Source organism: Escherichia sp. E4742, assembly GCF_005843885.1.
Lineage (GTDB): Bacteria > Pseudomonadota > Gammaproteobacteria > Enterobacterales > Enterobacteriaceae > Escherichia.
Window position 1 is genome coordinate 1,208,569 of record NZ_CP040443.1, and the last position, 12,446, is coordinate 1,221,014.

General features: G+C 54.1%; 13 protein-coding genes. All 13 read right to left on the reverse strand.

Going from position 1 to position 12,446, the window contains the following annotated elements:
- Nucleotides 1-562 precede the first annotated feature (562 nt).
- Nucleotides 563-1,099, reverse strand: a complete 537-nt coding sequence (gene yghD / locus FEM44_RS05820; protein WP_135524046.1) for a GspM family type II secretion system protein YghD — start codon at nucleotides 1,097-1,099, stop codon at nucleotides 563-565.
- 1 nt (nucleotide 1,100) lies between these two features.
- Nucleotides 1,101-2,279 (reverse strand): type II secretion system protein GspL, encoded by a 1,179-nt coding sequence (gene gspL, locus FEM44_RS05825; protein ID WP_135524045.1) that lies wholly within the window; start codon nucleotides 2,277-2,279, stop codon nucleotides 1,101-1,103.
- A complete protein-coding gene (gspK, locus tag FEM44_RS05830; protein WP_135524044.1) occupies nucleotides 2,276-3,253 on the reverse strand; it encodes a type II secretion system minor pseudopilin GspK in 978 nt (325 codons plus the stop codon). Before gspK ends, gspL begins: the two co-directional genes overlap by 4 nt.
- A complete protein-coding gene (gene gspJ / locus FEM44_RS05835; protein ID WP_135524043.1) occupies nucleotides 3,250-3,855 on the reverse strand; it encodes a type II secretion system minor pseudopilin GspJ in 606 nt (201 codons plus the stop codon). The genes gspK and gspJ overlap by 4 nt, the downstream gene beginning before the upstream one ends.
- The gene (gene gspI / locus FEM44_RS05840) at nucleotides 3,852-4,223 is read right to left on the reverse strand and encodes a type II secretion system minor pseudopilin GspI (protein WP_135524042.1); all 372 of its coding nucleotides are present in this window, start codon (nucleotides 4,221-4,223) and stop codon (nucleotides 3,852-3,854) included. Before gspI ends, gspJ begins: the two co-directional genes overlap by 4 nt.
- Nucleotides 4,220-4,783 carry a type II secretion system minor pseudopilin GspH gene (gene gspH / locus FEM44_RS05845; protein WP_135524041.1) on the reverse strand — a complete coding sequence of 188 codons (564 nt, stop codon included), beginning with the start codon at nucleotides 4,781-4,783 and terminating at the stop codon, nucleotides 4,220-4,222. The genes gspI and gspH overlap by 4 nt, the downstream gene beginning before the upstream one ends.
- 3 nt (nucleotides 4,784-4,786) lie before the next feature.
- Nucleotides 4,787-5,242 carry a type II secretion system major pseudopilin GspG gene (gene gspG, locus FEM44_RS05850; protein ID WP_001087292.1) on the reverse strand — a complete coding sequence of 152 codons (456 nt, stop codon included), beginning with the start codon at nucleotides 5,240-5,242 and terminating at the stop codon, nucleotides 4,787-4,789.
- Nucleotides 5,243-5,258: 16 nt separating this feature from the next.
- Nucleotides 5,259-6,482, reverse strand: coding sequence for a type II secretion system inner membrane protein GspF (gene gspF, locus FEM44_RS05855; RefSeq protein WP_135524040.1), 1,224 nt, complete (start codon nucleotides 6,480-6,482; stop codon nucleotides 5,259-5,261).
- The gene (gene gspE, locus FEM44_RS05860) at nucleotides 6,482-7,975 is read right to left on the reverse strand and encodes a type II secretion system ATPase GspE (protein ID WP_135524039.1); all 1,494 of its coding nucleotides are present in this window, start codon (nucleotides 7,973-7,975) and stop codon (nucleotides 6,482-6,484) included. Before gspE ends, gspF begins: the two co-directional genes overlap by 1 nt.
- Entirely contained in the window at nucleotides 7,975-10,035 is a 2,061-nt protein-coding gene (gene gspD, locus FEM44_RS05865; protein WP_000498829.1) for a type II secretion system secretin GspD, read from the reverse strand. The genes gspE and gspD overlap by 1 nt, the downstream gene beginning before the upstream one ends.
- A 29-nt stretch (nucleotides 10,036-10,064) precedes the next feature.
- A complete protein-coding gene (gene gspC / locus FEM44_RS05870) occupies nucleotides 10,065-11,024 on the reverse strand; it encodes a type II secretion system protein GspC (RefSeq protein ID WP_138158937.1) in 960 nt (319 codons plus the stop codon).
- 15 nt (nucleotides 11,025-11,039) lie between these two features.
- Complete coding sequence (gspS2, locus tag FEM44_RS05875; RefSeq protein WP_001504708.1) at nucleotides 11,040-11,450, reverse strand: type II secretion system pilot lipoprotein GspS-beta; 411 nt, start codon at nucleotides 11,448-11,450, stop codon at nucleotides 11,040-11,042.
- Between the two features lie 65 nt (nucleotides 11,451-11,515).
- A complete protein-coding gene (pppA, locus tag FEM44_RS05880) occupies nucleotides 11,516-12,325 on the reverse strand; it encodes a prepilin peptidase PppA (RefSeq protein ID WP_135524038.1) in 810 nt (269 codons plus the stop codon).
- Between the last annotated feature and the right edge of the window lie 121 nt (nucleotides 12,326-12,446).

The following is a 12,446-nucleotide window of genomic DNA, read 5'->3' on the forward strand; positions in this document are numbered from 1 at the left end:
CACAGCCATATTTGTGATTTATATCACATTTAAATGGTGTTATTTAAGTCACATCAATAATCCCGGAAGTAATTATTTTCGTCGATTAAAATATATACCTTGATTATTTTGCGTATTTATTTTAACCAGTGTTATAACCAGCATCATCCCTCAGTAGATATACCTGAGCAGACTTTTCTAAAAATCGACGAATAGTTTCCATGGAAATTATTATACTTACTTGAAATTCCCTTTCTGATTATCTCCAGGAATTTTACTAATTTCCAGGCTACACAAAATACATATCACACAAGAATTATCCTATATGTTTTGACCTATCAATTGCCACCTAATGATTCATTGCATCTATTAATAATCATGATGTATTGCCACACGTAAGCATATTTATAGGACGCAGGGCTGTTTCAGGAGAGAACTCGTATCTGTCGTTTTGCAGAACATTCAGTGATGGCGGGAGTGGGATATTTCTTATTGCAAAAATATTTAACTCGGTGAGTGGATAAGAAGATTATACACTCACCTTTCGGACTGAATTTCACAGGTAAGGAATTTACTGGAACACTTATCCTCTTATCAACTCCAGTCGCTGCACATTCACCATCCCCGGCTTCTCACCTGCGCTGACATCAATTTGTGTCACCCGCAGCGCATACTTTTCATCCAGCGCGTTTAACCAGTTCAGCAGATCATTAAACACCACTGGTTCTATCCAGACCTGGATATTCTCCCCGCGCTCGGCTATCCGCTTGATGACCACTGAGTGCGCAGAAGCACTGTCACTGATGACCCTCGATACCTGCGCAGGCGTTGTTGTAGCAGATTTCCGCGCTGCGATAATATCCGGCGCGGCGCTCTTCAGTCGCGCGTTCATCGCCACCAGCTGTTGCAACATCGTCTCCTGTTGCTCAATCCGTTCGCTCAAAGGCTGCCAGATGAGGACGTAATATCCTGCGCTAAATAGAAACACCGCCGCTGCCAGTAACATGCCCTTTTCACGCGGCGAACGCCCCGCCAGGTGCTGTGCCAGCCAGTATTCGCCACGGCTTAACTGACGCTCACGCCATTGCTGAAAATAGTGAATAAATTTATCGCGTAACATGTTATTTCCTCCGCAACGTTACGCCGCCGGAAACCGCATCACCCTCTTTCTGTAACGCGTCCTGTTGCACAACATAATCTGCCGCCAGTGCGCTACGCAGTTTGTCGAAACTGGCAAAGTTCGCGGCCCGCAGCTGGAGGTGAAACGTCTGGCGTTTTTGATCAAAGGTGAAACCACGCATCTCGATGTCGGAAAGTGACGCCGTTTTCAGGGTGCTGGCGATCGCTGACAATTCTGCGAGCAGCCGGGTATCGTCGGCCTGCGGGCGATATTTTTTCAGCGCCATCGTCACCTGAGAGCGCAAATTCACAATCCGCTTCTGCTCCGGGAACAACGTTAAGAACTGTTTCTCTGCCTGAGCACGACTTTGCGCCACCTGTTCGCTGACGCTCCATAATGTCACGCCCCTTTCCACGACTAACGCCGCCAGGATAATCAATACCGGCAGAATCATCACCCGCCAGCGCGCCCACTGTTTTCGGTAGCTGACCCGAGGCTGCCACGGTCCAGTTAGCAGGTTTCCTTCCGGTTCGCCATAAGTGGTAATGGCGGGCAGAGCCGTCACTGTCAGGCGTTCAGCGTCTGCGCCAGCCCATGCAGATAGCTCTTCCTGCGCGATCCCGACCACGGTTAGCGAAAGCGGTAAATCCTGCTCATTGAGCTGGGCGCGGAACATCACCGGAGCCAGCGCCCGCCCGGCGCTCCATCCCCGGCATTCATCGATGCGGCAGATAACCCGTTGCGCATCGCCAGCCATATAGCCACAAGGAATGGACATCCAATCCGGCGCAACGGTAGCGCGGGTGATGCCGTTTGCCTGCAACCACTGCGCAATGTTGCGCATATGCTGCTGGTGAATCACTGCCACGGTTGCCAGTTGCTGGTCGATTTTCAACGGCGCAAAATGCAGTTCGTCGATATCCTGGTTCAGCTCTTCTTCCAGTAAGGCGGGCAGAATAGTGGGTATCTGCTTGCGAGGGACATCAGGCAGTTCAACCTGCCAGACGCTGATCCATTCGCCGGGAATGTAGAGTCGAATCGCATCAGTTTGCAGCCATTGCTGGAGCTGTTCGTTGTCAACGTCAGACCAGATGCCGTGCTCCACGTCGGTGGTACGGTGCTGCCAACGGATGGGATCGGAGGCGCAAAGCGGGATAAAAATCTCAAGCATGGAACTCACTCACTTTCTCCTGTCTGATGCCAGAGAACCGAAAAGTGTTGTGGCCCCATGCGGACAATTAACGAGTTCATCGTCAGTTCAATCTCATTCACGGTGATATCCGAACGCAGCCAGAAGTAATTGCTGTCCACGCTCAGGACGGTTTTTAGCTGTTTTTTAGTACGCTCATCTACGTCAGCAAGTAGCGGCTGCGCAAGAAACTGATCGACATCTTCCCAGCCCTTCGCCGGACGTTGTTGCAATAACGCCCGCGCCTGAACAGGGCTTAACCACGGGTCAAACAGCGCCTCAAGAATCACACTTTGTGTGACGTCTAAGGTGTTGATGTTGATTTGCTGGCGGGTCATCGGCAGCGCACAAACCAGCGGTTTCAGTTTTTGATAGAGTCCGGCGTCCATTCCCTGCACCACGCGCATCTCGCTGATATCAGCCAACGGTTGATTGGCGGCGTAGAACGGTACCGAGCGGGCGAGATACTCGCTGTCTTCACGCCCCAGACGCGTCTGCACGCTGCGGTCCTCGTCAATAAACTCCCACAGGCTTTCGGCTATAAGTTCGGCCCGATAAGCAGGTACGTCGAGGCGCGAGATCAGGGCTATCAGTTGTTGTACCGCGAGCGGACGCGACGCCGTTGTCGGTTGAGCAAGGGCATTCAGGTTGAAGCAGGCCTGTGCGTCGCGCAGGGTAACGGCAATTTGCCCCTGCGGCAGAGGGAAGAAACGAGGGCCGGATGCCCACGGCTGTGCCAGATGCACACGTTGTTCATTTTTCAGGCTCAGACTGAGCGCGCTCAGCGCCAGGCTTTCAGCACTGGCGCTGTACCACAGCGCCTGCTGGTACTCCTGCTGGCTGCGCGTTCGCCCAAGTTGTTGCTGCATCCGCCCGGAAAGTGTGATGGTTACCAGCATTATGACCGCCAGCAATACCAGCACCACGACCAGTGCCATTCCGCGTTTTGGTGGTGAGGTGATCATGATAATTGCGGCCCGCGTAACAACCAGATACGTTCAATCTCGCCCCATTGCGGCGAATGCAGAGTCATGCGCACTGCCACGGGGATCGCCTGCACTGACGACCAGCTCTCCTGCCAGCGCGTGCCGTCGTAGAACTGCAAACGGAGCGAATCCGCCGGGATTAATTTTTGCGTTGTTGGCTTCACGCTGCCTGCTGCATCGGTCAGCGGCCAGGCTAACCGTTCGAGATAACCGTCATGAATGCGGTAACCGACGGTGAGCAGATTACTGCGCGGCAGGCGCATCAACGGATTAACCACGCCGCCACGTACAAAGCGCATCCCTTCACTCTCAGACGCCAGCACGCCAGCGCCCGCCAGTAACGCCGGTTCCCGCTGCCCCTGATCGCCTCTTACCGGGCGCGGCATCATTTGTGTCAGATCGTGGGTCAGAAAACTCATCGTTTGCTGCATGAGGTTTAGTTTTTGATCGTGTTCGGCGACGGCGCTATTCACACGCGTAACGCCGTTTGTCACCTGCTGCGCCATCAGCGCCAGTGAGGCAAAAATGGCGATTGCCACCAGCATTTCCAGTAACGTGAAACCAGCGCGAGTCCTTCTCACTGTTGGCCTCCCACGGCGCTAAACCAGGCGCGTCGTGACTGAATCACCGACGAAAAGTCTTCGTGACGGCTGACTTCAATATCCACCGCCTGGAGCAGCGCGTTACCGGTATTCAGCGGTGTGGTTCGCCAGTACCAGCGGTTTCCGGCCATATCGCTCTCGCCCTGGTGCCTGACCGCCCGTTGTTCGCGGGTCATCAGGTAGAGTAGAGCGGTCTGGTTTTCAGCTACCCAGCCCGCTACCGTTTTCTCCTCAAGAACTTGCTGATTACTCAGCGCGCCGCTGGCGATCTGTAATACCGCCGTGGCAGCCAGCGCAAAAATCGCCAGTGCGAGCATCACTTCCAGCAAGGTAAATCCGCGCTTCATGGCATCCTCTCATCACATTGATTGAGGGATAACGCGCCATCGTGCGCCAGCTTTACCGCCCAACATGCGTTTTGCGCCGCCGAGTAGAAGCGCAGCGTAAACGGCGTAGCAGGTTCAAAAGGCGAAAAACGGATCTGCGGCGTCTTCTTTTTCGCCTCTTTTTGCAGCTCCAGTTCAATATCGTGCAGCGTCAGGCGGCGACGTTGCAGCTCCAGCGCATACTCCTTCTGCCAGATATCACTTCCGGGTTGTAACAGCATCTGCACCTGTTTCGGCACCGTAACCTGTGCCGATAACCGGGTCGCAGAAACGGGCAACCACTGCCCCTGACGACGCTGCATAAACTGGTAGCCAGGCGGGTCAATTAGCACACCGAGTGTTTGTCCTTCGATCACTGCCCTGTCCTTAAACTGCGTAAAGCGAGTCAGAAAATCCTGTGCCGCTTTTTTCGCGGGCAGTTCAGAACGGCTCGCAAAAGTCTGCACCACGCCAGCACTGGCAAGGCCGATAAGGAAAATCACCAGCATGATTTCCAGAAGAGTGAATCCGCGTCTGGGCACTGATTACTGAAACTCCTGCAAATTCCAGTTACCGATATCAGCGCCTGCGCCTTCCCCGTTTTCCTGACCATCCGCCCCTAAGGTGTAAACATCAAACATCCCTTTTTCACCGGGGCTGAGATACTGATAATCATTGCCCCACGGATCTTTTGGCAGTCGTTTAATGTATCCACCAGGACGGTAGTTGCGGGAATCCGCCATATTGGCAGGTTGCTGGATCAGCGCCTCCAGCCCCTGCTCGGTAGTCGGATAACGCCCGTTATCCAGTCGGTACATATCCAGCGCGTTCTCCAGCGCCACGATATCGCTGATGGCTTTTTGCCGATCCGCTTTCTCTTTGTTGCCCAACAGGTTAGGCACCACCAGACTTGCCAGAACGCCAAGAATAACAATCACTACCATCACTTCCAGCAGGGTAAAACCTGCCCGTGGTTTTTGTGTGCGGGATAACGAATTCATGTGATAACTCCGTAAATTACATTCCAACCATATTGTTCAGTTGCAGCATTGGTTCGAGGATGGCGATGACGATAAACAGCACCACGCCCGCCATCATCACCACCAGCGCAGGCTCAAACAGCCCTAATGCCAGCCCAACCTGGGTATCAAACTCCCGTTCCTGGTTGACTGCGGCCTGTTCAAGCATGGTTTCCAGCTCGCCGCTCTGTTCGCCGGAGGCGATCATGTACAACATCATCGGCGGGAACAGGCGCAACTCCGCCAGCGCGGCGCGCAGACTGCTCCCTTCGCGGACGCGATCTGCCGCCAGCAGCAGTTGTTGCTCGACATAGCGATTTGCCGACACGGCGGCAGCGGTCTGAATACCTTCCAGCAGCGGAACACTGCTGGCAGTGAGGATGCTTAAAGTGCGGGAAAAACGCGCCGTATTCAGTCCGCGCGCAACACGCCCCGTCACGGGCAGGCGCAGCAAAGTTTTATCCCAGCGCAGGCGCATAGCAGGATTTTTGAGTAGCCGTTGCCCCAGCACCAGAAGTCCCAGCAATCCCGCCAGCCAGTAAACACCACTGGCCTGTAACGCGTCGCTCATGGCAATAAGCGCGCGGGTGGAAGCGGGCAGCGCGTGTCCGAGATGATCAAACTGTTCGATGATTTTCGGCACTACCGCCGTCAGCAAAATAGTGACCACGCCCGTTGCCACCACCAGCAATACCAGCGGATAGAGCATGGCCTGCAACAGTCGTGATTTCAGGCGCTGGCGCTGTTCGGTGTAATCCGCAAGGCGATTGAGCACCACGTCGAGATGCCCGGATTTTTCTCCGGCAGCCACCATCGAACAAAACAGGGAATCAAAGACGCGGGGATGTTCGCGCAGGCTGTCCGACAGGGTATAACCTTCCTGAATCCGGCTGCGCAGCGCCATTCCGAGGCTTTTTACATGCAGTTTTTCGCTTTGCTCACTGACCGCCTGTAAGCAGGTTTCCAGCGGCATTGCTGCCTGTACCAGCGTTGCCAGTTGACGAGTGAACAGCGCCAGATCTGCCGCCGCCACGCGACGATGTGCGTGCCGCCGACGCTGCAACATTCCCCCTGCCGATGCATTCATCCGGGCTTCAATGTGCACGGGAATGAGGTCTTTACCGCGCAACAACTGGCGGGCATGACGCGCGGAATCCGCCTCAATCATGCCTTTGGTTTTGCGACCATTACGCTCCAGCGCCTGATAGTAAAACAGTGCCATTACGCCTCCATGGTTACCCGCAGAACTTCATCGAGAGAGGTTTCTCCGGCGAGCACTTTCTCAATGCCGTTGCTGCGGATACCCGTAGAGTGTTGCCGGACATAACGTTCCAGCTCCAGTTCCCCGGCCTGACGGTGGATCAAATCACGCAGCGTGGCGTCCACCACGATCAGCTCATGGATGGCAGTACGTCCGCGAAAACCTTTGTGATTACAGGCGGGGCAGCCCTGCGGATGGTACAGCGTGACGGTACGCGCATCGGTAATCCCCAGCAGGCGTTTTTCTTCGTCAGTGGCAGGCGCGGACTGGCGGCAGTCGGTACACAGCGTGCGAACCAGTCGCTGCGCCATCACGCCCGTCAGGCTGGAAGAGAGCAGGAAAGGCTCTACGCCCATATCCTGCAAACGCGTGATCGCCCCCACCGCCGTGTTGGTATGCAGGGTGGAAAGTACCAGGTGTCCGGTCAATGACGCCTGGACGGCGATTTCTGCGGTTTCGGTATCGCGGATTTCACCGACCATCACCACATCCGGGTCCTGACGCAAAATCGCACGCAGGCCACGGGCGAAGGTCATCCCGACGCGGGTGTTGACCTGCGTCTGACCGATCCCTTCAATCATGTATTCGATAGGGTCTTCAACCGTGAGAATGTTGCGCGAGTGGTTGTTCAGCTCCTGCAATCCGGCGTACAGCGTGGTGCTTTTGCCAGAACCCGTCGGCCCCGTCACCAGAAAAATGCCGTGCGGTTTGTGCAATAACTGGCGCAACTGCGCGGTCAGTTCGTGACTTAACCCCAGACGTTCCAGCGTCAGACGGGCCTGGTTTTTGTCCAGCAGTCGCAGCACCACGCGCTCGCCCCAGGCGGATGGCATGGTGGAGACACGCACGTCAATCGCCCGACCGCCCAGCAGCAGCGCAATACGGCCATCCTGCGGCACGCGCTTTTCGGCGATATCCAACCGCGCCATTACCTTGATACGCGATACCAGCAGCGAAGCCAGTTTGCGCCCCGGGCGCAGCATTTCATGCAATGTGCCGTCAACGCGAAAACGGATCACCAGACTCTTTTCAAACGTCTCGATGTGGATATCCGAAGCGCCTTCTTTAATCGCCTCTGCCAGCATGGCGTTGATCAGTTTGATGATTGGCGCATCGTCGTCACTTTCCAGCAAATCTTCCGTTTCCGGCAGTTCTTCTGCGAGGGTAAAAAAGTCCTCGGCAGAACCGAGATCTTCCATCAACTGGCGAGCCTCGGAAGAGTCCCGCTGCCAGACCGCATTCAGTCGCTGTTCAAATTCGGCCTCGTCGATTTGCCGCAGCGTAAAGGGCGCGTTCAGCCCCCGCTGCAACTCCTGCAAGACAGAGAGCGACAACGGGTGGACGTGGAGGATCTCCAGCGACGCTTCGCACCATGCCACCAGGCTAAACCGACGGCTGAAACTGTAGGGCAGACGCACGGTGTTAGCGGTGGTTTCCTGTGCTACAGGCACCATTAACGCGTTCTCCCGGCATTGAGGAACGCGCGTACTTCCGGCGGTAAGGCCTGGTTTTGCGCTGGCAGTACCGGCTGCGCGGTATGCGGCATCAGGCTTAAGCCTTGCTCATCGCGATAGATCTGTTCGGCGCGCATATAGTTATATTTGCGCTGCGACACGCCGTCTGCCGCCATACCGTCACGCAGAATGGTCGGGCGGATAAACACCATCAGGTTACGTTTTTCTTTTTTATCTGCCGTGGATTTAAACAGGTTACCAATCAACGGGATATCGCCCAGCAGCGGCACTTTCGCCACGCTCTCTCCCGCCTGGTCGTCCATCAGACCGCCAAGCACGATCAGCTCACCATCGTTAGCCAGCACGGTGGTTTTCAGTTTGCGCTCGCCAAACACCACGTCGAGGCTGGTCTGTCCTTCCACTTTGGAGACTTCCTGCTCAATCACCATCTGTACCGCGTTACCTTCGTTAATCTGCGGCGTGACTTTCAGCATGATGCCGACTTTTTTCCTCTCTACCGTGTTGAAAGGATTGCTGTTATTAGAGCCAACGGTAGATCCGGTTAATACCGGAACGTCCTGGCCCACCATGAAGAAGGCTTCCTGGTTGTCCAGCGTGGTGATGCTCGGCGTGGAGAGAACGTTCGAGCTGGAGTCGTTTTTAACCGCCTGTACCAGCGCCATCCAGTCGCCTTTCACCACGCCAACCGCCGTACCGCTAAAGCCGGAAAGTAGCTGGGCGAGCGTGGAGAGATCGCCGTTGGTGTCCGGGTTAATGGTGGTAGCGCCGTTTTCGCTGATCACCGTGGAGCCTTTCTGCGGTTTCGCCTGAGAAATGGCTGCCCCCAGCGTGCCGATAGGAATTTGCGTACCATTGGCAAACTGCATTAATCCGGCATCTTTCGATGCCCACTGTACGCCGAAGTTGATATTGCTGCCTTCGGCAACTTCCACGATCAACGCCTCGACATGCACCTGAGCACGGCGGATATCCAGTTGTTCAATCACGCTTTGCAGCGACTGCATGATGTCCTGCGGCGCGGTAACAATCAGGGCATTACTGTGTTTGCTGGCGGCGATGGAGACAACCTCACGCCCGCTACCGACCGTGCCTTCCGCCTCTTCTTTAGCCGCCGTGAGCGTGCCGCTGACCTGTTTCAGAACATCGACCAGATCTTCGGCTTTGCTGTATTTGAGATAGAACACCTGGCTGTTGCCGCTGCGCTCCATTTCTGAGTCCAGCCGACGGATCAGGCGGCGCATTTTGTCTCGCGTGGCGGGGTCACCGCTGACAATTACGCTGTTAGTGCGTTCATCAGCGACAATTTGTGATTTCAGCGTTGCTGGCTGGTTCTCGCCGCTGTTTTTGGTCAGGCTTTCCAGCACGCGGGCGATTTCCGAAGCCGAGGCATTATCCAGCGGGATCACCTCTTCGGTGCGGTTTCCTGCGTGATCCACGCGCTGGATCACTTCTGTCAGCCGTTCCACGACCGAGGCACGTCCGGTAAGCATAATTACGTTAGAGGGATCGTAATTAACAACGTTGCCTGAGCCCGCGCTGTCGATCATCTGGCGCAGAATTGGCGCCAGTTCGCGTACCGACACATTGCGTACCGGCACCACTTTGGTGACCATTTCATCGCCCGCATAATTGTCGCTGCCTTCACCAACCAGCGGCAGCGGCTCAACTTTTGCGGCGCTGGATTTCACCACCTTCAGCACGTCGTTTTCCATCGGCACGACGGCATACCCCTGCGCTTCCAGCAGGTTAAGGAATAGCTGGTAATACTGGCGTTCATTGAGCGGGGTCATCGTGCGAATACTCACTTTCCCCTGTACGCCCGGCCCCATAATGATGGTTTTATTAAGGTTAGCACCGACGGTTTCTATGAACGACTTCAGGTCGGTATCTTTAAAATTGGCGGTGAAAGTGGCTTCTTCCGCCCAGACCGGTGAACTACATAATGCCGCTGCCAGCACCAGCGGCAGTAAACGCTTTTTTGTTTTGAGGCCAGTTGTCTTCTTACGCCAGACCGACAACGTAATATCACGCCAAAACACGATGAATGATTCTCCTGGATTAAATGCGGTTAGCGCAGCGCGATGGAAATGTCGTAGCGCGCACCCTTGCGTAAAACCGTAAGTTGAATGGAATCCATTGAAGGTAACTGCCGCATCAGAGCAATCATTGCTCGTGGATCAGTAAAATCCTGCTGATTTAACGCAATGGCGATATCGCCTTCCTTGAAACCGCTGGCATCGAACAGAGAACGATCTGCCCCCGGTTTCACTGCATAACCGACAATCCCCTCCTTACGCACGGGCGTAAGCTGGATATAGTTAAAAATTTTCTGCGGATCTTTCGCCAGCGCCTGACGCACGGCTGCCGGGATCTCAACTGGCGCACTGGCAGCAGGCTCAGCAACAGCTTGCTTTGCTTCGTCACTGACGGCTTTTTTGTTGGTCACGGCTACGGTGGAACGCTCCTCTTCTGCCAGACTGAGGCGCTCCATTTTTCCCTGATAGCGCAGCATCACATGGTCGCGATTGATTTCCTCAATCACTGCGTTGTGAGAGCCAAGCCGTTCACCCTGCAAATAGACCTGCTGTTTGCCGCCTTCTTCAATAACCGCGCCGGGTCTGGCACCAAAGGCGATCCCGCGCAGCACCACGTTAAGACGCGTTTCTGCCACAGGCACAGGTTCGGGTTGTTTTACCGGCGCGGCAACGGGCTGATATTTGCCAAACCAGTTTTGCTGGCTGATTAATTGCACGTCTTTTTTATCGAGCGTTTTTGCATCCGCACGTGTCGGTTTATTCGCCGATGAAGAAGCCGATGTGTATTCCGCAGAAAAGGAGATATAGCGCCAGAGTGAATACGCCATTTTTGCAGAAATAATAAGCAGCATCAGCCAGAACATCGCGCGTACAATTTTTCGCAGATGCTCTTTGTCTGTATTAAGAGATTGTCTCTGGCTAAGAGTGTGACGAATTTTAGTCAGCCACTGAATGAGATAAATTCGTGCGTCACGAAAAACAACCCGCGCCAATTTATATACCCGACGTTATGCTTTGACTATTCCACAGGTGGTACGATCCAGTTTCCGCTGATACTGGTTACCTGTACGTGTATCATTAATCGTTATGCTGTAATTAATTCCCTCAGTGATCATTAATTTCACCGTCGGGTCAGCGCACATTTGTCGTTGATAGCTGGTTAAAAAGGCGTCAGGCGTCTGCGTGGTTTGTGTACCCGCTTCGCTGATAATGGTCATTTTTACCGTCGTGCCGCTACTTTGCGCCAGCACTAAGGTATATCCCGCAGATTTAATTGGCAGGTTTTGACTGATATTTTGCGCCTGTTTTTTCGCCAGTAAACTGGCGTTTTCATTATGGCTGGCGCAGCCACTTAATAATCCTGTAACGCTCAACAATAGCGATATTAATACCCTCCCTGGCATCTTTTTTATCGACATGGTTAATAATCTCTAAGGTTATTAATAAGAGTAAAAATGTCACTTCGATAATGACGTTGTTATCATTAAAGCAATGCCTGTAGATAAAGTGTTGCTATACCGCCCAGACTTAAACACGGTCCAAAAGGCAGCGTGGTTGATCCTTTCTTTGTAATAACGGCATATATCAGGCCGCAGCATGAGGCGATTAAAGCAACATTGGGCAGCGACAACGCCCCCACCCAGCCACCTAAAGCGGCGAAGAGTAATACATCGCCCATGCCTAATGCTTCTTTACGCAGAACTATTCCGGCTATCCAGCGCAGCGAGTAAAAAGAGATAAACCCTACCAGTACGCCAGTAACTGCGTCTTGTAGCGTGAGCGGACTCTGCTGCGCCCATGCCGCAATCAGCCCCGTCCACAATACGCCCTGAGTAAAGACATCGGGGAGCCATTGGTTATCGAGGTCGATGACACTCGCGGCAATCAGCCAGGCGGATAATATCATCACCGCCAGCCCCCATCCACTTTCCGACCAGACCAGACTCGCCAGCAAAAAAGCGAGTGCCGTCAATAACTCCACCAGCGGATAACGCTTGCTGATTTTCGCCTGACAGTCACGGCAGCGCCCTTTGAGCATCAGCCAGGAGAGCAGCGGAATGTTGTCACGAACGCGGATGGTCTGCTGACAATGTGGGCAGTGCGAACGCGGCAACGCAAGGCTTATTTTTGACTGCGCACTCGGCGTTTCACCGTGAAACTCCGCCATTTGTTGGCGCAGCATGATGGGGTAACGCCAAATCACCACATTCAAAAAACTGCCGATAATCAATCCTCCGACGGTAGCCAGTATGGGCATCGCCGCGGGGTATTGCTGAAAAACATCAAAATGCATAGTTAAAGATTATTTGTTGTAATTTGCCGGATGCGGCGTAAAACGCTTTATCCGGCCTACAGGAGTCTGCCAACGCAAGTAATCGCGGCTTTCCCCGTAGCTCCGATAAGTTGGCGCATCG

Excerpts from the sequence above, each read along its gene's own strand:
- gspI (WP_135524042.1), bottom strand. The coding sequence starts at position 4,223 with ATGAAGCGCGGATTTACCTTGCTGGAAGTGATGCTCGCACTGGCGATT.
- gspE (WP_135524039.1), bottom strand. The coding sequence starts at position 7,975 with ATGGTGCCTGTAGCACAGGAAACCACCGCTAACACCGTGCGTCTGCCC.
- gspK (WP_135524044.1), bottom strand. The coding sequence starts at position 3,253 with ATGATCACCTCACCACCAAAACGCGGAATGGCACTGGTCGTGGTGCTG.
- yghD (WP_135524046.1), bottom strand. The coding sequence starts at position 1,099 with ATGTTACGCGATAAATTTATTCACTATTTTCAGCAATGGCGTGAGCGT.
- pppA (WP_135524038.1), bottom strand. The coding sequence starts at position 12,325 with ATGCATTTTGATGTTTTTCAGCAATACCCCGCGGCGATGCCCATACTG.
- gspG (WP_001087292.1), bottom strand. The coding sequence starts at position 5,242 with ATGAATTCGTTATCCCGCACACAAAAACCACGGGCAGGTTTTACCCTG.
- gspF (WP_135524040.1), bottom strand. The coding sequence starts at position 6,482 with ATGGCACTGTTTTACTATCAGGCGCTGGAGCGTAATGGTCGCAAAACC.
- gspS2 (WP_001504708.1), bottom strand. The coding sequence starts at position 11,450 with ATGTCGATAAAAAAGATGCCAGGGAGGGTATTAATATCGCTATTGTTG.